The organism is Psychrobacter sp. PSP (assembly GCF_024085615.1).
Classification (GTDB): Bacteria; Pseudomonadota; Gammaproteobacteria; order Pseudomonadales; family Moraxellaceae; genus Psychrobacter; species Psychrobacter pacificensis.
Window position 1 is genome coordinate 26,054 of the sequence record NZ_JABLTF010000020.1, and the last position, 19,113, is coordinate 45,166.

Genomic DNA, 19,113 nt, shown 5'->3' on the forward strand with positions numbered 1-19,113 from the left:
CTTTGCAAAGATAAAATGCTGGGTTAAAAACCCAGCCTACAAATATAGTTAAGATTATTATTTAAACTTAATCCTACAAAACCTCAAACCCAAAATTACCCAACGCTTCTCGCAGCATCGCAATATTATAATAAGCATGCGCCTTCACCGTATTTTGAAAAAAGATATAGAGCGTATCAAAATGCTGACGCTGATTGGTAATCGCTTGCGCCCAGTCGTTCATCTCAGCCTCAGAGTAGCGATAATCATGACGATCAGCCGCGCTCATCGCATCCCACCAGTTCAGATTATTGCCATGCATTCGCAGATAGCCCGTACGTTCGGTAAATATCAGGCGCGAGGGCGGCAGCCCGCTGACTTTAGGATAATCGACACTGCACCAAATCAGCCCCTGCTGTTTAAAGCTATCGATTACTTGCGGCGTGTGCCAGCCGTTATGACGAAACTCGATGGCAAGCGGATAGTCCTTAAACCAGCTGACAAGTTCTGCCAAGTACAGACGATGCTCGCGAGTACGGTCAAAGCCATGTGGGAACTGGAGCAGTAACGGCGCTAACGCATCCGCTTCAACAAGTGGCGACAAGGCGTTAAGAAAAGCCTGTGCGTGTGCGGCAGTGCCTTTACGTGCATGAGTAAAGTCTTGGTGTAGTTTAACGGCAAATTTTAACTGGCTATTAGCTTGTGTGTAAGCTTTATCAATCATCCCCGCAAAGGCTTTTTGCCCGATGGGCGCATAGAATGTGCTGTTTATTTCGACTGCACCGTATTGTTTGGCGTATTCACGTAAAAAGTCCGCTTTTTTGGTGCCTTGTGGGTACAGCGTGCCGAGCAAATCCGTGTCGCTATAGCCACCAGTGCCGAGGTAAATGCGCGGGGTAGGGTTACTGTCCATGTTGACCACTCACTGCCGTTTGAGGTGATAAAACTTTCTGAGCTGTTTTTATTCAGCGGCTATTCACTAGCTATTTCTTACGTGACCACAGCCATTCAATCAATGCCAGTAGCGCATCATTGTTTTTGACAGTGTTGTCTTGATTATTGCTAAGTTCACGGCTGATAGCCGCGCGCCCACCATCAAATAGCGATTGCGCATAGCTGGTCGCGTCATCGACGCCCATCAGTTTTACATAGGTAGATTTGTCCAATTTTTCATCGCTACCCGCAGGCTTACCAAGCGTATCTGTCGTCATCGTGACGTCCAATACATCGTCTTGAACTTGAAAGGCAAGACCGATATATTGGGCGCACTCTTGCAATGCCATACGCTGTGGAGCCGTTGCGCCAGCACAGACGCCGCCCATAAGCATGGCCGCTTCAATCAGTGCACCTGTCTTGTCACGATGGATGGCTTCTAAATCGTTTTGCACAATATCAGTACTGGCTTCGGCATTCAGATCCAGCATTTGCCCAGATACCATGCGTCTAGCGCGCGGGGCAAATATGGCCAATAGCTGACTTGCGATATTGGCATCGAATGGCGCAAAGGTTGGCATTTCCGCGGTCAATACTTCAAACGCGAGCGTCTGCAATACATCTCCTGCTAGCAGTGCCGTCGCTTCATCAAAGGCAATATGAGCAGTCGGTTGCCCACGTCGCAGCTCGTCATCATCCATACATGGCAAATCATCATGCACCAACGAATAGGTATGTAGTAGCTCTACGGCCAATGCAGCACGGCGCGACATATCATAGTCTGAGTCGTTTTCTAGCAATGAGTCCAGATCAGCATTGAGCATGTCGATGTCGTCATTGCGCTCGCCTGTACGTTCACTATTACCGCTATTAATACTGGCAAAAGCACTGGCAACCATCAATGGGCGCACCAATTTACCTTGTCCCGTCATGACATAACGACAGGCATCTACCAGTGGACTAGGCAGCTTGGCATAAGCAAACAAGACCTCAATATCTTGCGTCAGTTGCGCGCGCACAGCACTATGAAATTGCTCAGTGCTTTGAAAAGAGACAGCGTTAAAAGGGGCAAAGCCAGAAGAGGTAGCGCTAGAAGTAAGGGAAACCGTCATAATCCAACCATTTATCAGGGATACAATGAAAACTTATTAAGGACAAGGTAAAAACGGTATTAGTGTAGCATGATAGGCCATATTGCTCGTGTGAGACACGGTATCAATCGTTTGTTTTTTGCATTTTATAGCTCTGATTTATCCAAAAACGAGGCAGTACAATCGTAATCTTACAACAAGTCTTGGTTACGCATCGCTGATGTCACTTGCCGGTTGAATATGTTTTGATAAAAGCGCAAGCTAAGTAAATTATATTAATTGGGCTACACCAACGGTTTATCACCCTTGAGGTGGTAGACCGTAAAGACGAGCAAGACCGAATACATTCAAAATAGTAACTCAGTATACAAGTATTCACTAAAACACTTTGCGCATAAGGTAAATGCCTACAGGTGATTTAAGAGTGACTTGCGAGTATGGCATTAGCTTGTGACAGTTGGGGGCATAATCCCCTACACTAATTGACGTGAAAATGGTCTGATGTTGACCGTAATGGGTTTTTACTGAGCGTATTACTTCAGCAATTATCAGTGTTAGACCATGTCTCAGTCAGTATTTTAATAGCGGTATTTGCAACATATAAATGAAGCGCCGTGTGATGGGGTACAAGAGACGTCAAAATAAGTATCAAATCATGAGCGCTGGATAATAAAGACACCTTCACTGATGCGCCCTCTATGTGTTTGTCTTTATGACGATGTTTGTCTTGAAGGCGGCGCACAGTGCTATTACCCATTTTACTAACAGTAACTGGCTATTTATTTTAATTCAAAACGTAGCTTTCGTTATATAGAAAGGAGTTTCAAATGGTATACCAAGGAAATCGCATCACGGTGACAATGCTAGAAGATGGCATCGCCAACATGCACTACAACGCCGAAAATGAGAGCGTGAACAAATTTGATGCCGAAACCAACAAACAGTTTGGTGAAGCCGTTACTGCTTTAGAAAAAGCGGACGACGTCAAAGGTCTTATCGTCACTTCAGGCAAAGGCGTGTTTATCGCTGGTGCTGATATCACAGAGTTTGTGGCTTCTTTCAAAAAATCAGAAAGCGATATCAAAGATTGGGTCGTTCATATCAATGACGCTTTCAATCGTTTTGAAGATTTGCCATTCCCGAAAGTGGCGGCCATCAATGGCGCGGCAATGGGCGGCGGCTGTGAGATGACCTTGGTTTGTGAATACCGCGTCATGAGTGACAAAGCGATTATCGGTCTACCAGAAACTCAGCTAGGTATCTTCCCAGGCTTCGGTGGTACGGTTCGTAGTACGCGTATCATTGGTATCGATAACGCGCTTGAGCTTATCGCCACTGGCACACCAAAAAAACCACTTGATGCGCTAAAACTCGGCTTGGTTGATGCAACCGTACCAGCTGACGACTTGCAAGATGCAGCCATTGATTTGGTCAAAAAATGTATCTCAGGTGAGCTTGATTGGCAAGCAAAACGTGAAGAAAAACTGGCTCCTGTTAAGCTAAACCAGCTTGAGCAAGCTATGGCATTTAATAGTGCCAAAGGTGCTATTTTTGCTAAAGCCAATCCTAAGCAGTACCCAGCACCAGCTCTTGCTATTGAAGCGATTGAAAAGCACGTCAACCTACCACGTGACAAAGCGATTGAAGTTGAAGCTGCTGGCTTTGCCAAAGCGGCCAAAACCCCGCAAGCAGAGAGCTTGGTTGGTCTATTCTTAAACGATCAGCTAGTCAAAAAACTGGCCAAAAAACACAGCAAGCTTGCACACGATATCAATGAGGCCGCTGTACTAGGCGCTGGTATCATGGGTGGCGGTATCGCGTATCAAGCGGCCAGCAAAGGCTTGCCAATTATCATGAAAGATATCAAGTCTGAGCAATTAGATCTTGGTATGGGCGAAGCCAGCAAACTGCTTGGTAAAATGGTTGAACGTAAGAAGATGACCCCAGCGAAAATGGGTGAAACCTTAAGCCGCATCCGTCCTACTTTGAACTATGGTGACTTTAGCGAGACTGATATCGTTATCGAAGCGGTCGTAGAAAATCCAAATGTGAAGCGTGCAGTTCTAAAAGAAGTAGAAGGGCTAGTAAAAGACGATTGCATCCTAGCGTCAAACACCTCGACTATCTCTATCACCTATCTTGCTGAGGCGCTTGATCGCCCAGAGAACTTCGTCGGTATGCATTTCTTTAACCCAGTACATCGCATGCCACTCGTTGAAGTGATTCGCGGTGAAAAATCTTCTGAAGAAGCCATCGCGACTACCGTAGCACTCGCCTCAAAAATGGGCAAAGTGCCAGTTGTGGTCAACGACTGCCCAGGTTTCTTGGTCAACCGCGTATTGTTCCCATACTTTGGCGCGTTTGATTTATTGCTCAAGCAAGGTGCTGACTTTACCCATGTTGATAAAGTCATGGAAAAATTCGGCTGGCCAATGGGCCCTGCATACCTAATCGACGTGGTCGGTCTAGATACAGGTGTACATGGCGCAGAAGTGATGGCAGATGGTTTCCCAGATCGCATGAAACCTGACTACAAAGGTGCCATCCAGCATCTATACGAAAACGAGCGTCTGGGTCAGAAAAACGGCGTAGGTTTCTATAAGTATGAAACTGACAAGCGCGGTAAGCCAAAGAAAGTCGCTGACGACGCCACTTATGAGCTACTTAAAACCACGACAGATAGCGACAAAAAAGAGTTTGATGATCAAACCATCATCGACCGCACTATGCTGGCTTTCTGCAACGAAACGGTTCGCTGCCTAGAAGACAACATCGTGAGCACGCCTGCCGAGGCTGACATGGCAATGATTATGGGTGTCGGTTTCCCGCCATTCCGCGGTGGTCCTTGTCGTTATATCGACCAAATGGGTCTCGATAATTACTTGGCACTATGCGAAAAATACGCACACCTTGGCAAAGCCTATGAAGCGCCGCAAAAGATTCGCGACATGGCAGCCGCTGGCGAGACTTTTTACGCCACAGCGTAACGAGCATACCGTATTAGGATAAGTGGGGTGCGTTTGCTGACGTCGCTATCGGTGATAAAAAAATAGCAGACGCACCGTTTTGGTCGGTTTTATCAGGTCTGGCCTGCCGCGATAATATCCAGCGCGAAAACATCTAGATAGTTATCGTACTGATGTACGGATCGCGTGATAGATGGCTATAGAGCCCGATTAAATCGACAACACTGACAATAAAAATTGAAAAGGAAGATAGTATGACAACTTTAAGTCCAAAAGATGTGGTCATCGTAGATGGCGTGCGCTCAGCGATGGGCAGATCTAAAAATGGTATGTTCCGCCATGTACGTGCGGATACCATATCCGCTGAACTGGTACGCGCGCTAGTAGAACGTAACGACTTCGACACCAATGACATCGAAGATATTATCTGGGGCTGTGTCAACCAAACACTAGAGCAGGGCATGAACATCGGTCGTAACATTGGCCTATTGGCAGGTATTCCAAAGACTGCTGGTGGACAAACGGTTAACCGTCTGTGCGGCTCATCTATGCAGGCACTACATACCGCAGCTGCACAAATCATGACCAACCAAGGTGATGTGTTTATCATTGGCGGTGTTGAGCACATGGGTCACGTCGGCATGATGCATGGTATTGATCTAAACCCTGCCGCTTCTAAGCACTATGCAAAAGCCTCAAATATGATGGGGTTGACCGCTGAGATGCTAGGCCGTATGAATGGCATTACGCGTGAAGAGCAAGATGCGTTTGGTCTTGAATCGCATCGCCGTGCATGGGCTGCGACCACTGAAGGCCGTTTTGATAATGAAATCATCGGCATCGAAGGTCATGATGCAGATGGCCGCCTGCAGCTATGTACCGTCGATGAAGTGATTCGCCCAGATGCGACGATGGAGCAAATGCAAAAGCTACGTCCAGCGTTTGATCCAAAAGGCGGTACAGTGACTGCTGCGACGTCCTCTGCACTCTCTGACGGTGCGTCAGCGATGCTAGTCATGAGCGCGCAAAAAGCCAAAGATCTTGGTCTAAAGCCTCGCGCTCGTATTCGTAGCATGGCTGTCGCTGGTTGTGACGCAGCGATTATGGGTTATGGTCCTGTACCAGCCACCAACAAAGCCTTGAAGCGTGCTGGCATGAGCATCGATGACATGCAAACCATCGAGTTAAACGAAGCCTTTGCCGCACAAGGCCTATCAGTCTTAAAAGCGTTGAACTTGACGGACAAGCAAGATATCGTCAACATCAACGGTGGCGCGATTGCTCTAGGTCATCCACTAGGATGTTCAGGTGCTCGTATCACAGTGACATTGCTCAATGCAATGGAGCAGTCAGATACCGAGCTTGGCCTTGCAACCATGTGTATCGGTCTTGGTCAAGGTATCGCCACTATTATCGAGCGTGTTTAATTTTAAAATCGGCAACCAGTTTGTAACATTTGTTGATTAAAAATATTCTAATAATGACCCCTAGCCGTGATGGCTGGGGGTTTTTTGTGAATATAATGAGCGAGTTAATGCTTGGCGTAGTAAAGAGCACACAGGTACGTATGAAAATTATCTCCATTGACGCATTCAAGAAACTGTGACTAAATAAGGGTGAGCTGAGCTAAGATGTTATTGATGACAACTCTAATAATGACCATTCTAAAATAGCTTTTTATAATAAATATCAGTCGTACAAGGAGTGTACTATGTCTACCATGATTACTGATCGTACTTACCGAATTGCTCGTGAAAACACCCAAGCGATGATTATCGATGTACAAGAACGCCTCACGCCGTACATTTATGATCACGAAAATATCGTCAAAAAAACAGTGACCATAATCAAAGGACTGCAAGCGCTTGGTATTCCCATCATGCTCAACGAGCAGTATAAAAAAGGATTGGGCGATAGCTTGCCAGAGCTTCGTGATGTGCTAGAGGGCGACAATGCAAAGAGCTTTGAAAAAGTCACATTTAGTGCCTGCGATAACAATGACACATGGCATCATTTAGCGCAGCAAAACCGTAGTACCGTATTGCTTATCGGAGTTGAGGCACACGTCTGTGTGCTACAGACCGCGCTTGATTTGCTAGACAATGGTATGCAACCGGTCATTATTGGCGATGCCGTTGGCTCGCGTTTTCCATACGACAAAAAACAAGCCATTCGCCGTATTCGCCGTGCAGGTGGGATAATCTCGACAGTAGAAACCATTTTGTTTGAGTTGTGCCGTAGCAGTGAAGACCCTGCTTTCAAAACCATTCTGAATTTGATTAAGTAGATGGTTATATAATAGGGTGCTCAGTCATTTGACCCAATGACTTATAAGAGATAGCGCTTGATAACATCAGCGCTATTTTGTTGTTAGCCACACCGTAATGTGTAAAATTATCAAAAAATCAGAGAGAAATATGTCTTCAAACACACTGACGTCATTGACCGATCAAAAATCCGTTGCAACTATCGATATAGAGGACGTCACTCATTTCTTACTAGAGCTAGATGCGCTCAAACGCGTGAATCGCCGTAGTTACGTGACTGAGACTGATCGCAGAGAAAACTCTGCCGAACATTCTTGGCACTTAGCAATGGCATGCTGGTCGATCGCTGAGTTGTTTGAGCTGGATGTCAATCATGAACAATTGCTAAAGATGGCACTGGTACATGATTTGGGCGAGATTGATGCGGGCGATACGTTTTTGTACGCCGACTCGCGTCATGATGCACATGTTGAGGAGCGAGCGGGTATCGCCAGATTGCAAGGCGAACGCGGCAATGGGATTGGCAATTTGAGTGAGATTTGGGAGGCGCAAGAGACAGGCAGTAGTAAAGAGACTGCGCTACTTAAAGTGGTCGATCGCTTACTGCCATTTTTGCTCAACTTAAATACTGAAGGCAAAACGTGGCGTGAGCTTGGAGTGACACGTAGTCAAGTCGCAGGTGCACATGCGTTTATTCAAGACAGCTTTGCTCCTATTCATAAATGGCTATCACACAATATTGACTATGCGACCCAGCAAGGATGGTTGATCGACGCGTAAATCTATAAAAACGCTAGGTATAAAAAAGCCCAGTTGAGCATTGTGATATACGCTTCACTGGGCTTTTATTTCTTATTATATTAGAAATAAATTACGGTTTCGTGACACCCAGTAATTGACCCATTTTTACAAAACTATTGGCTTTCATGGTCTCTTGCCAATCGGCTTTTGCTGCTTTTGGCAACACTACGATAGCCGTTGATCCTAAATAAAAACGACCAAGCTCATCACCTGCCGCAAACTGCATATCGTGATCCGCTTCTTGTATATCATCCGTGCGGGTAATTTTGCCAGTGGCGACGGTTTCGATACCAGCGACAATCATAGCGCCTACCATGACAACGGCCGCTTTGCCATACTTGGTATCAAACATGCAGACCAAACGCTCATTACGTGCAAACAAGTCCGGCACATTAGCTGCCGTGGTATTGTTGACCGAAAACAGCGTACCAGGGACATAGCGAGTCTTGGTCAGCGTACCGGCAAATGGCATATGAACACGGTGGTAATTGCTAGGAGCTAGATAGATTGTCGCAAAACTACCATCGGCAAAATAACGGCCATCTTCGCTATCAGCCAGCAATTGGCCAACGTCATAGTGACGCCCTTTGGCTTGTAGCATTTTATGATCTTTAATTTGCCCAAGCTGAGAGATGATACCGTCAGCAGGACTAACGATGCCGTTTGCGGTGGTATCGATGGTGCGAGCATCTTCTTTTAGTTCACGAGTAAAAAAGTCATTAAAACTCTCGTAAGCATTAAGGCTCTGGCGCTCATACTCATCTAGGCTGATATTATAAGCTTTGGCAAAACCACGGATAAAGGTGCGTTTGACATAAGGATGACGACTGGCGGCCAAACGTCCAGCGACTTTACTGAGCTTTTGCTGCGGTACCAGCTGTTGTAAGGTGGTAAATACATTCATAATAAGGCTACCAAAATAGGATGTGATGTCATTATTGCATAGGCAAGTTAATGGCCATATTTTATCATGGACAGCGTATTATTGTCTGACCATAAACTGTAAGCCATTTATAAATAAAGAAGGTCGTAAATGAAAGCACTGATACAACGAGTGAGCCGTGCTAGCGTCACTATCGATGAGCATTGTGTTGGCAAAATTGATCATGGGATATTGGCCTATATTGGGTTGGGTCATGATGATGATTTCGCCGCCGCCAAGCGAATGATTGACAAAATATTGACCTATCGCATTTTTGAAAATGATGACGATCCTGCCAAATTTGGTAAACTGGATAAAAACGTCCAGCAAGTCGGCGGCGGATTGTTATTAGTGTCACAATTTACGCTGATGGCAAAAACGGATAAAGGTCGCCGCCCTGACTTTGGTGGCGCGATGGCACCTGATGCGGCCCAAGCGCTGTTCGAGCAACTCATCGACTATGCCAAAACCCAGTATCCGAATGTAGCCACTGGTCAGTTTGGCGCTGACATGCAAGTTGAAAGCATCAATGATGGACCACTTAATTTTCTATTGGAGATCTGACATCAGAGTGTCATCAGGCTGTCATAATTAATCCGTTTAATAGATAGAGACTGGTGAGTATTTATCGCCTTTTTATATGCCAGATTTTGTCCGCTAACACCGAGAATGTCCTATGTATAATGAGAAAATTTTGATTGTTGAAGATGAACCTGCGATTCGTGAAATGGTTGTGATGACGCTAGAAATGGCTGGGTTTGATAGCCTACAAGCGGCTGACGTATCAGAAGCGCATCAGCAAGTGGTCGATCATAGACCGTCATTAATATTATTAGATTGGATGTTGCCCGGAGACAAGAGCGGTGTTGATTTTTGTCGTATGCTCAAAAGCGATGAGATGCTCTCTGAGATACCCGTCATTATGCTAACGGCCAAAAGCGAAGAAGACAGCAAGGTTCACGGCCTCGATGCAGGTGCAGATGATTACATGACCAAGCCTTTTTCGACGCGCGAGCTGATTTCCAGAATCAAAGCCGTCTTGCGCCGTAGTAGCGCGATGAGTAGCGACAAGCCTATCGAAATTGGTCAGCTGAGTCTCGATACCAAAAGCCAGCGCGTGACAGCCGCAGGAAAAGTCATTGAGGTCGGCCCAACAGAATATCGCTTATTAGCATTTTTTATGAGTCACCCAGAGCGCGCTTACACAAGAACGCAGCTGCTCGATCAGGTTTGGGGCGGTAACGTTTATATCGAAGATCGAACCATTGATGTACATATCAAGCGTCTACGTAAACTATTGCGCCCTTATGATTGTGATACATTGATACAAACGGTGCGCGGTACAGGTTATCGGTTCTCTAGTCTTATTGAGCCAAGCTAATCTTATATAAGTTGATTTTTGATAACTTGATCTTGTATGAACAATGCCACCATAACAATAAATAAAATAGCGGATAGTGGTAAGGATAAGAAATGAACAAGATAGCGCCAGCAAAAAAGAAAAAAGACCATAACTATAATAATGACCAGCAAGATGCGCCAGCACAAATCGCTAGCCAAAATGCGGCGGAGCAATTAGAGAAAATCAGAAGTGCGCTGCGAGCATTGCGAGATGCGGTCATCTTACTGAATGAAGATGATGGGTTAGAGTGGTGGAATCAGGCGGCGCAGGATCTCTTGTCACTGCAGCCAGCTGACAAAGGCCAAAGTGTGTTTGACTTTATCATTGTGCCCGAGTTTCGCCAGTACTATCAAAACACCACCCTGCCGAATGATGGTATTCATATAGAATCGTGGCGCGATCCCAGTCGTTATCTAAAGTGTGAGCTCACGCCTTTTGGTGACGAGAAGCTATTGTTTATTTATGATGTGACCCGCGTACAGCATTTAGAGCAAATGCGCCAAGACTTCGTGGCGAATGTCTCGCACGAGCTACGCACGCCGCTGACAGTGATGATGGGCTATTTGGAGAACTTCTCTCACCAACCAGACATGCCGCCACAGTGGCGTCGCGGTTTTGAGCTGATGACCCAGCAAACAGCCCGTATGAATCGAATCGTAAATGACTTATTACTGCTCTCCAAGATTGAAATCGAAGAGACGCATGAGTTTAATGATGTCGATATGACCAAACTCCTCACCAATATCTATGATGATGCACAGGCATATAACCAAGCGTACAAGCACACCATTCATTTGCACATAGATACCTATGACGGGTTATATGGGTCGGAGGTGTACTTGATCAGCGCCTTGTCCAACTTAGTCATCAATGCGATTAAATATACACCAAAAGGCGGTAATATTACCATCAGTTGGACGCAGACATCGGATGGGTGCCGATTTGCCGTTGAGGACGATGGACTTGGTATCGCACCAGAGCATATTGCGCGTTTGACGGAGCGCTTTTATCGTATTGATAAAGGGCGTAGTCGTGCCACAGGCGGTACAGGATTAGGGCTGGCTATCGTGAAGCACGTTTTGCATCAGCACGAAGCGCAGTTGCAGATTGACTCAATAGAGGGAGAGGGGTCGACATTTAGCGTGGTATTTCCAGCCGCGTATGTAAGGACGGCTGCGACAAATTAGTACAGGCCTTGCCCCATATTGTTTAGACTCGTCATGCGGATTTATTTAGCATGCCTAATTTAGTATACCTAGTCTTTTTGCAACAGCGGGTAAGGGTTGACGGCACTGCCATTGATATAAATACCGTAATGTACATGTGGCGGTGTCCCTTTTGCGTTACCGCTATCACCCACATAACCGATAATATCGCCTTGATTGACCCAATCATTGGGCGCAATATCGGCATAATCCTCTAGATGGGCATAATAATGTCCAGCACCGCCAGGCCCTACCACGACGACCACGCGCCCACCCAAGTTATTCTCACCAACCTTACTCACAATTCCCTGCGTGGTTGACTGTATCGGCGTGCCACGTTCTGCAAAGATATCGATGCCTTCATGTGAGCGCCCTTGACTGCGTGCCGCACCCCAAGTGTCCGTCAGGTTTTTCTCTGGCAGTGGACTGGGGAGACTGCTTTCTGTAGGCAGCTCTTGCTGTAATAGACTCAGCTGTTGCCACTTGGCGACCACAAATGATTGGGTCTGCTCGCTAATGCTGGGTAGCAGCTTATCAAAGACAAATAAGAATCCTAGCAATACAACTGCCCTAATCAGAACGCTCAATATGCGGCTGACCAAAGAAGGCTTCGGTGGTTGGTTTTTTCCATCTGCTAGCATTGATATCTCTTATCTGTTTTATATTATATGAGCTAATATTATAAAAGCCCTATCTGCTAAGGTATGTATCGCATTGTTATCTATGGCTTTTATCCCCATAAATACAGGTGTGGTTAAATACAAGCACAGCAAATATAACTTTATCTACTTAACGCTTCGGTTGAGCGATGATGGTGCTATGGATGGTTAATTTTTTATGAATGATGCTTTGAACACCGCTGACATGACAGATACGGCTACTATGGCTGAAACAGCGCTTGTCATCGATACTGAAACCGATCAAGGCCGTGATCCGAGACCCATTCAAGTGGCGACGATCAACGTGGCAACTGGATTTGAATGGATGAAGTACTTCAATAGCGGCCGCTCTATATCCCCTGCCGTCATCAAGGTGCATGGTATTACTGATGCTGACGTGGCTGGTCTTGAGCGTTTTGAGTTGGATCAGTTTGAGCTGCCAGAGTATTTGATTGGTCATAATGTACGCTTTGATTGGCGAGTGATTGGCAGCCCTTCTGCTAAGCTGATTTGTACTGTGAGACTCGCGCGTGCTGCCTTTCCAGAGTGGCGCGCTTATGGTCAGTCTAAGTGTATCGAGCAATTATTGGGTAAGGGCGAGGCGAGCACGATGACGATTGCCGCTCATGATGCGCTAGGGGATGCACGGATGTGTTATCTACTTTATCAAGCCTGCTGCGAGCGTTTAGAGATTGCGCCGACCGATTTTGCAGCGGCACATGCTATCTCAAATAAAGCGACGCCTGTGAGCAAGATGCCATTTGGCAAGCATAAAGGTAAGCCAATCAAAGAGGTGCCTATCAGCTATGTTAAATGGATGATAGGCAATATTCATAATATGCAGCCGTCACTGTATTCTGCCCTAAAGAAGCGGATAGAAGCAGAAAAAACAAACAATGCTAAGTAATAAAAGCGCATTTACCGACTTTGTGTATTGATACAAATAAATGATATCAGTCGCGACGGCCTCTTATACTGATGGATGAACAACGCTATTCACCTTTACTAAACCAATCTACTGCCATTTGCCACAGCTCAGGCGCTTTAGCATTGGTTTTACTGCTAAAGTAGCGCATGTGACCGATATGATTTAATCCGAAATCTTCAGGATTTAAAAACCGCTTTTCGACGGGCATGTTCGTAAATACGCGTATCATGTCATCCATGTTTTCGCTATTGGCAATATCATCATCACTAAAGCCAAGCCACAATGCTGGCATGCTGAGTGCATCGTAAAAATGGGTGTGTATACTTTTACCAAAAGCAGTCTTGATATAGCCTGCGCCATTACACCATTCACGCCATTGACGAGCCACGCCGCGCGGTAGTGGCTCGCCCATGCCGATTTTGTCTGATGGTGTGTACCCTAAGGTTAAGTTTGATAATGGGATAAAGGCGTCCATAAATCCCATGGCTTTGAGCTTATAAGGCATGCCCATGTTTTTGATACGGCCTGAAGAGCACGCGACATTGAATACGGACGTAATCTCCTGATAATTTGGCATCAAACCGATAAGCTGCCCTCCTGCGCTATGACCGATAAGGTGATAAGACGCTTCAGGAAACTCATCTTGCAGCGCATCAAGTACGGCAGGCATATCGTGTCGCCCCCAACTTATGAGCGAAGCATCACACTTTGCCAGATTGGTCGAAAGCGACTCACCAATCCCTTCATTATCAAAAGTCAGTACGCCAAAGCCGCTCTCTGCTAAATAGATAGCAAAGCTATGATAAAAATGGCGTTTGATACCGGTGGCGGGCGCGATCATAATCGCTTTTGTCATTCCCTCTTTAGGGCGATAGACAGTGGCTGCCAATGCCTGATTGCGATCAGTCATGATGCTCAACGAGTACGTGTCGATATTGGTTGTGCCATCAGCAATATTAGGACTAATCAAAGGATTGTTAATAATACTTTCTGCATACTTTGCGGCAGAAACAGCGTTGTGATTATCCATCGTGATACCTTCATGTTTTTTATGAGTAGATAGTGATTATTAAACTGCGATGAGTCGTCAATTCCCATCTTTAAAATGTAGTTGTTGCGTAGTGATAAATCGTTGTGACTATGTGGTAGCATTGCTTATGTTAAGATAAATACTAGCGAGACAGGTACTCAAATATGACTTTCAAGTTTTGTATGACTTGGTTGAACTCATTCTATAAATGGCGTGCATAACACTATAAATGAAACGTGTGGTATTTGACCTTTACTAGGGCCTGTCATCAATTAGCCCATTCAATCATTTAGCGGTCTTAAAATGGCTAAATCTTGTCAAATATCGTCAAAAATCTTGTGAATATATCTATATTCTCTGCAATTTTTTTCTCATTTGACTACTATTTATCTCATTTTAAGCCTCGCTATCTAAATGATGACACGCCCTAATAACAAACATTCAATAAAAAATGATCGATAAATTAAGGAAACTATATGCAAATGAAAATCAACGATGATACTTATGATGTAATCACGAGCAAAGACATTACCAATATTGAAAAAGCAGTCGATAAGTCTGCCTTGTCCATGCCGCTAGTGGCCGTATATTGCGGTTCACGCTTGGGCAACAATGATGTGTATGAGCAGGCAGCACGCGAGCTTGGCAGTGCGTTGGCAGATAATGGTATGGGACTGGTATATGGCGGTGCTAGCATTGGTCTCATGGGCGCGGTCGCAGATGAGGTCATCAAAGGCGGTGCTGAGGCGGTAGGCGTCATTCCAACCTTTATGCTCAAGCACGAAATCGCTCATGAGCAGCTGACTCGCTTGCATTTGACCGATACCATGCACACGCGTAAGACCGTTATGGCAGAGTATGCTGATGCCTTTATTACCTTGCCGGGCGGACTGGGCACACTAGAAGAAATTATGGAAATCGCCACATGGCGTCAGCTGTATCAACATGAAAAGCCAATGATTATTCTCAATATCAATGGTTTTTATGACCGTATGATTGAGCATCTAAAATATACCACCGAGCAAGGGTTTATGAAGCAGCAAGATTTAGATCGTTTGGTGGTGTGCAATACGATTGGCGAGGCAATCGAGATGCTACAGACCGTCGTGACTATCAATGATCATGTAGATACAGAAAAAATGGCTGGTAGCAACAGCTAAGCTTTATAAAATCGAGCAAAAAGCAGTCACGTAAAAAAGGAGCAGATAACCGATTATTGGTTGTCCGCTCCTTTTGTATAGTCAGTTTTATATTCATAAAGCTAACCGTAAACGCTAGAAATGACTAATACCTGCTATACACCAGCGGGTGAGAGATCATCCAGTGCTGCTTCACGAATACTGTGATTGACATCTGCCATTGCTATTGGAAATCCACGCTGCTCAGCGAGTACACGTGCAACCTTATCAACAGCCAGACCATCGTTATGTATCAAGTACGACCATTCGTGTGCGTAGCGGCTACGATTCATTGGCGTATCGTTTTGTATCAATCCCAGCGTCGTCAGCTCAGTGACTATCTGATCAGAGGCGATCAAAGTCGAAGATGCTTTGACATTTTCTGCACGAGCGTAACGTATATTAGAATACAAGCTTACGTCAGCCACTCGCAACGTATCATCTTCTCCAGGAATTTGCTGCCCACCATATAGCGCATTGCCAACAGTGCGTGCACTATTGAACGTCGGTACAAACTCAGCCACATATTCAATCGCCTGCTGGCTACGCGCTTGTAGCGGCGCTTTGTCCCAGCCATCCTCGATATAGTGTACGTATTGCTGTGGTAGTTTAGGCTGAGCGCTGTCTGAGCTAGATGCGACCAGACCGTCATCAAATAAGGTAATGGCTTTACTCATGCCATGTATCTGAAAATACCCACCCGGATAGGGGGTTAACTGCGCCATGCCTTCGGGCGTACCTCGTTGACCATAAACAATAATCTCAGGTATCTGTCCACCTGCATCGCCCCAATGGGTGACATAAGAGGATTTAAACTCGACCATGCGCGTGACTTCAACACCGACCATGTCATCGATGACACCAGTGCGAAAACCGCAAGCATTGACCAAATAATCGACTTCGATAGAGTCAGCTTGAGAGTCGTTTGCTTGCTGATAGTCAATGCGCCATTTGGTAACATGGTGATCGGCATTGGTGCAGTTTTCACAATCCACAGGGACTACTTTTTGTACTGTGGTGTCAGTAAAGACATGGGCATGATCATATTCTTCAAGCGCCAACTGCGCAGAAGCCGCCAAGCGAAAGATATTCCAGCCATATTCTTGTACGACAATCAGTGGAAATTTTACCTTATTTAAGTCTAAGTATTTGGCAACGGGTATCATCCACTCATCAACCGTACTTGGTACTTCAACTTGCTCACGCTCAGACAACTCAAGCAACTGCTCATGGCTATAGAGTTGATAGTAGTCTTCAGGTTCGCCAAGTACTTTATTGTTGACATCCTGCTCGATAAGCTCTTGATAAGCTTCTGTCAAAATATCCAAACGCGGCAGCAAGTCTTCAGGCAGTCCTTCATCGCGTGTCGGCACCGCAAATACAGTAGGACGAACATCGATGGTATAAGGATAGAGACGTAATATATCAATACATTGTTTGAGAAGTGCCACGCAATCTTCATCAGGTATCTCGCGGTACAAGTTGCCGCCAGCATGCAAATGACACATTGGTGGGCCATCAATGAGTGATTTTTTCTTCTCAAACAAATAAGTCTCAAGCCCTAGTGTCGCAAGGCGAATGGCAATCGTTGAGCCTGCAGTACCGCCGCCCAAAATGCCGACGCGTTTAGTAGGACGTTTGATTGGCGAGTTTTGATGATCTCCATAAGACAGCACCTTAGAAGAATCATCTTGTTTGACAGAATGAGCGTGATTTTTATTAGAAGACTGAGTCATTGTCGTCATTATATCCTTAGTAGCATTTGCATCAGGCCATGCTCGGTGTAATCGTTAAATGTCTTGTAACTATTGATATGCGTGCGAAGGTCGCTAAGTTCAATATTTATTTATAAGCCACAACAGAGGGATTGTCCATTGTGTAGTAATACTTCATTTCTATAAGTTCATTTTACGAAGAACTACAGACAATATGATGACAAATACGTAAGTAGATGCATGAGTTTTGTCAACGAGGTGAGGTGGCCTTGGGCAGTTTCTAATAGGCGAGGTTGAGTGCAGCATCTGGAGAATGGGGATAAGGTCAGTTTTCTGTAGCCAAAAAAGGCTTGTGTTTAAGCATTTTGTAAAATTCAGCCACTTTTGTAAGTTTGTATATTGATGGCCATCATCGCTAAAAACTGTGTGCTATATTTATTTCGCTCAAGTGAGATCAAAGCTTTGTTTTTATCGCTTTCACATCAAAAAATAAAAACGGCTCATAAAATTTACTATTACAATTATCAAAATGACAATTATCAAAATGACAAGGAAGTTGCTATGAAAAATATCATGATGTTATCTGCACTAACTGGCGTATTAGCATTGACCGGTTGTACGACCCTAAAAAGTGTTGTTGGAAATGACATGTCAGGCACGCACGAAGTCCAAGCAACCAATAAAAACACTGCCCCTGTCGCTAGCAAAAATGGCGTGTTGGTTGATGCAACCAATTACATGACGCTTTATACCTATGACAAAGATTCAATGAACAAGTCAGATTGCGGCACAGCGTGTCAAGTTGTGTGGCCAATTTTCCAAGCACCAAGCAATGCTAAAGCTTCTGGCCAGTTTGCGGCGTTCAAGCGTGAAGATGGTAAGTATCAATGGGCGATGAATGGTAAACCATTATACTTCTATGCTAATGATACAAAAATGGGCGATAAAGATGGTGATGACAAATTTGACGTTTGGCATGTTATTCCAACCAAATAGTATCTTATAACGCTATTGTTGGACAAAAAAAGCAGCCTCTATAAAAGGGCTGCTTTTTTATTGTTGCTAGTAAAAGCGATTAATAGCGAATGACGTCTATTTTGACTTTTTCTCTACCAATTCGCCATCTATCTGAATAGGGACGTTGGTGGTGATGCCTTGTGAGTATGCATCCATGCCATACGCTGTACGATCGATGTTACCTGTGGCACGGAAGCCAATCACAGGCTCTTTGGTCAAAGGACTGTTATCGATTTTCTTTAGCGTTAGGTTAAGTGTTAATGGTTTGGTTTGACCAAGTAAAGTAAAGTCGCCAGTGACTTTTGCTTGTTGTGGATTGATAAAGTTAACCTGAGTGGATTTAAAGCTCATGGTAGGGTACTTCTCAACATTGAAAAACTCATCGGTTTTCAGATGCTTGTCACGGGCTTCCCAACCAGTATCAATACTGTCTGTATCTACAACAAAGTTAAATTGAGTTTGATTTGGGTTTTTTAGATCGAACTGTACAGTGCCGTCGACATCACTAAAGTGCCCCATAACCGTAGAAAATCCCATATGCTCAACAGAGAAACCGACACGAGTATGTGAATTATCTAGTTGCCACTGAGTTGGTAGAGCAGCGCTTGCCATAGTCGTGATAGCAAGTGCTGAGCTGATTAATAGTGCCTTAGTAGTGGTTTTGATGGTAGTGTTTATCATTGAATAGTCCTTATTTAGTGTTAGGGAAGTTGTGCTTACCGATGAACAAAGAGTGCGATATTTTTTGAAGAAAACTGACTAGCCATATCGCATAAATGTTCGATAGATAATAGATAAATGGCAAAGAAAAGCTAAAGCTCGTTAGCTTAACTACAGATATCTATATAATTGATTAATTAAACTAACCAAAGTATTGTATTGGGTTAACTCGTACATCTCAACACTATTTGTGTATTGGTGACAACTTATCACATATCTCTATCACAACTGCGGCTTGCGTTGGGTGACAAAAACCGTTAAAATCGCGGTTTAATTTTCCCGCTGGGGAAAGGCTAAGTG

The 19,113-nt window shown here is 44.8% G+C and carries 17 protein-coding genes; 10 read left to right on the forward strand and 7 right to left on the reverse strand.

Annotated features, from left to right (window positions below; all coding sequences use genetic code 11):
* Positions 1 to 73: 73 nt before the first annotated feature.
* Together HL061_RS10010 and HL061_RS10015 are read right to left on the reverse strand one after the other, a co-directional pair.
* Positions 74 to 892, reverse strand: a complete 819-nt coding sequence (locus HL061_RS10010) for a DUF72 domain-containing protein (RefSeq protein WP_071002889.1) — start codon at positions 890 to 892, stop codon at positions 74 to 76.
* A gap of 70 nt (positions 893 to 962) precedes the next feature.
* The gene (locus HL061_RS10015; protein WP_093070404.1) at positions 963 to 2,024 is read right to left on the reverse strand and encodes a polyprenyl synthetase family protein; all 1,062 of its coding nucleotides are present in this window, start codon (positions 2,022 to 2,024) and stop codon (positions 963 to 965) included.
* 806 nt (positions 2,025 to 2,830) lie between these two features.
* Between HL061_RS10015 and fadB the strand changes: the two genes are divergently transcribed.
* From fadB to HL061_RS10035, 4 genes are all read left to right on the forward strand, one after another.
* On the forward strand, positions 2,831 to 4,990 hold the full coding sequence (gene fadB, locus HL061_RS10020) for a fatty acid oxidation complex subunit alpha FadB (protein WP_093070401.1): 2,160 nt from the start codon (positions 2,831 to 2,833) through the stop codon (positions 4,988 to 4,990).
* 233 nt (positions 4,991 to 5,223) lie between these two features.
* Positions 5,224 to 6,396, forward strand: a complete 1,173-nt coding sequence (gene fadA / locus HL061_RS10025) for an acetyl-CoA C-acyltransferase FadA (RefSeq protein WP_071002892.1) — start codon at positions 5,224 to 5,226, stop codon at positions 6,394 to 6,396.
* 284 nt (positions 6,397 to 6,680) lie between these two features.
* Positions 6,681 to 7,256 carry an isochorismatase family protein gene (locus HL061_RS10030; RefSeq protein WP_058025121.1) on the forward strand — a complete coding sequence of 192 codons (576 nt, stop codon included), beginning with the start codon at positions 6,681 to 6,683 and terminating at the stop codon, positions 7,254 to 7,256.
* A 130-nt stretch (positions 7,257 to 7,386) separates the two neighbouring features.
* A complete protein-coding gene (locus tag HL061_RS10035) occupies positions 7,387 to 8,016 on the forward strand; it encodes an HD domain-containing protein (protein ID WP_071002893.1) in 630 nt (209 codons plus the stop codon).
* Between the two features lie 91 nt (positions 8,017 to 8,107).
* On the opposite strand, the gene asd is transcribed toward HL061_RS10035, so the two are convergent.
* A complete protein-coding gene (gene asd, locus HL061_RS10040; protein WP_071002894.1) occupies positions 8,108 to 8,941 on the reverse strand; it encodes an archaetidylserine decarboxylase in 834 nt (277 codons plus the stop codon).
* Positions 8,942 to 9,070: 129 nt separating this feature from the next.
* Here asd and dtd point away from each other — a divergent pair, with 129 nt between their 5' ends.
* The 3 genes from dtd (at position 9,071) to phoR (ending at position 11,548) form a co-directional block, all read left to right on the forward strand.
* Positions 9,071 to 9,523, forward strand: coding sequence for a D-aminoacyl-tRNA deacylase (gene dtd / locus HL061_RS10045; protein ID WP_071002895.1), 453 nt, complete (start codon positions 9,071 to 9,073; stop codon positions 9,521 to 9,523).
* Between the two features lie 112 nt (positions 9,524 to 9,635).
* Positions 9,636 to 10,340, forward strand: coding sequence for a phosphate regulon transcriptional regulator PhoB (gene phoB, locus HL061_RS10050; protein WP_058025125.1), 705 nt, complete (start codon positions 9,636 to 9,638; stop codon positions 10,338 to 10,340).
* A 92-nt stretch (positions 10,341 to 10,432) separates the two neighbouring features.
* Positions 10,433 to 11,548 (forward strand): phosphate regulon sensor histidine kinase PhoR, encoded by a 1,116-nt coding sequence (phoR, locus tag HL061_RS10055; protein ID WP_252962787.1) that lies wholly within the window; start codon positions 10,433 to 10,435, stop codon positions 11,546 to 11,548.
* A 68-nt stretch (positions 11,549 to 11,616) separates the two neighbouring features.
* On the opposite strand, the gene HL061_RS10060 is transcribed toward phoR, so the two are convergent.
* On the reverse strand, positions 11,617 to 12,207 hold the full coding sequence (locus HL061_RS10060) for a M23 family metallopeptidase (protein ID WP_186473538.1): 591 nt from the start codon (positions 12,205 to 12,207) through the stop codon (positions 11,617 to 11,619).
* Positions 12,208 to 12,403: 196 nt separating this feature from the next.
* Between HL061_RS10060 and HL061_RS10065 the strand changes: the two genes are divergently transcribed.
* Entirely contained in the window at positions 12,404 to 13,132 is a 729-nt protein-coding gene (locus HL061_RS10065; RefSeq protein ID WP_227511617.1) for a DUF3820 family protein, read from the forward strand.
* An 85-nt stretch (positions 13,133 to 13,217) separates the two neighbouring features.
* Here HL061_RS10065 and HL061_RS10070 read toward each other — a convergent pair whose 3' ends face one another.
* Entirely contained in the window at positions 13,218 to 14,063 is an 846-nt protein-coding gene (locus HL061_RS10070; protein WP_355457773.1) for an alpha/beta fold hydrolase, read from the reverse strand.
* Positions 14,064 to 14,752: 689 nt separating this feature from the next.
* On the opposite strand from HL061_RS10070, the gene HL061_RS10075 reads away from it, so the two are divergent.
* Positions 14,753 to 15,343: a TIGR00730 family Rossman fold protein gene (locus tag HL061_RS10075; protein WP_240366551.1), complete on the forward strand. Its 591-nt coding sequence runs from the start codon at positions 14,753 to 14,755 to the stop codon at positions 15,341 to 15,343.
* Positions 15,344 to 15,477: 134 nt separating this feature from the next.
* Here the strand turns inward: HL061_RS10075 and HL061_RS10080 are convergent, their stop codons facing one another.
* Positions 15,478 to 17,106, reverse strand: coding sequence for an FAD-dependent oxidoreductase (locus tag HL061_RS10080; RefSeq protein WP_252962789.1), 1,629 nt, complete (start codon positions 17,104 to 17,106; stop codon positions 15,478 to 15,480).
* A 531-nt stretch (positions 17,107 to 17,637) separates the two neighbouring features.
* Between HL061_RS10080 and HL061_RS10085 the strand changes: the two genes are divergently transcribed.
* Positions 17,638 to 18,072 (forward strand): hypothetical protein, encoded by a 435-nt coding sequence (locus HL061_RS10085; protein ID WP_252962790.1) that lies wholly within the window; start codon positions 17,638 to 17,640, stop codon positions 18,070 to 18,072.
* A gap of 96 nt (positions 18,073 to 18,168) precedes the next feature.
* Here HL061_RS10085 and HL061_RS10090 read toward each other — a convergent pair whose 3' ends face one another.
* Positions 18,169 to 18,774 carry a YceI family protein gene (locus HL061_RS10090; RefSeq protein ID WP_240365494.1) on the reverse strand — a complete coding sequence of 202 codons (606 nt, stop codon included), beginning with the start codon at positions 18,772 to 18,774 and terminating at the stop codon, positions 18,169 to 18,171.
* Positions 18,775 to 19,113 lie beyond the last annotated feature (339 nt).

Excerpts from the sequence above, each read along its gene's own strand:
- HL061_RS10010 (WP_071002889.1), bottom strand. The coding sequence starts at position 892 with ATGGACAGTAACCCTACCCCGCGCATTTACCTCGGCACTGGTGGCTAT.
- HL061_RS10015 (WP_093070404.1), bottom strand. The coding sequence starts at position 2,024 with ATGACGGTTTCCCTTACTTCTAGCGCTACCTCTTCTGGCTTTGCCCCT.
- fadB (WP_093070401.1), top strand. The coding sequence starts at position 2,831 with ATGGTATACCAAGGAAATCGCATCACGGTGACAATGCTAGAAGATGGC.
- fadA (WP_071002892.1), top strand. The coding sequence starts at position 5,224 with ATGACAACTTTAAGTCCAAAAGATGTGGTCATCGTAGATGGCGTGCGC.
- HL061_RS10030 (WP_058025121.1), top strand. The coding sequence starts at position 6,681 with ATGTCTACCATGATTACTGATCGTACTTACCGAATTGCTCGTGAAAAC.
- HL061_RS10035 (WP_071002893.1), top strand. The coding sequence starts at position 7,387 with ATGTCTTCAAACACACTGACGTCATTGACCGATCAAAAATCCGTTGCA.
- asd (WP_071002894.1), bottom strand. The coding sequence starts at position 8,941 with ATGAATGTATTTACCACCTTACAACAGCTGGTACCGCAGCAAAAGCTC.
- dtd (WP_071002895.1), top strand. The coding sequence starts at position 9,071 with ATGAAAGCACTGATACAACGAGTGAGCCGTGCTAGCGTCACTATCGAT.
- phoB (WP_058025125.1), top strand. The coding sequence starts at position 9,636 with ATGTATAATGAGAAAATTTTGATTGTTGAAGATGAACCTGCGATTCGT.
- phoR (WP_252962787.1), top strand. The coding sequence starts at position 10,433 with ATGAACAAGATAGCGCCAGCAAAAAAGAAAAAAGACCATAACTATAAT.
- HL061_RS10060 (WP_186473538.1), bottom strand. The coding sequence starts at position 12,207 with ATGCTAGCAGATGGAAAAAACCAACCACCGAAGCCTTCTTTGGTCAGC.
- HL061_RS10065 (WP_227511617.1), top strand. The coding sequence starts at position 12,404 with ATGAATGATGCTTTGAACACCGCTGACATGACAGATACGGCTACTATG.
- HL061_RS10070 (WP_355457773.1), bottom strand. The coding sequence starts at position 14,063 with ATGACTGATCGCAATCAGGCATTGGCAGCCACTGTCTATCGCCCTAAA.
- HL061_RS10075 (WP_240366551.1), top strand. The coding sequence starts at position 14,753 with ATGCCGCTAGTGGCCGTATATTGCGGTTCACGCTTGGGCAACAATGAT.
- HL061_RS10080 (WP_252962789.1), bottom strand. The coding sequence starts at position 17,106 with ATGACGACAATGACTCAGTCTTCTAATAAAAATCACGCTCATTCTGTC.
- HL061_RS10085 (WP_252962790.1), top strand. The coding sequence starts at position 17,638 with ATGAAAAATATCATGATGTTATCTGCACTAACTGGCGTATTAGCATTG.
- HL061_RS10090 (WP_240365494.1), bottom strand. The coding sequence starts at position 18,774 with ATGATAAACACTACCATCAAAACCACTACTAAGGCACTATTAATCAGC.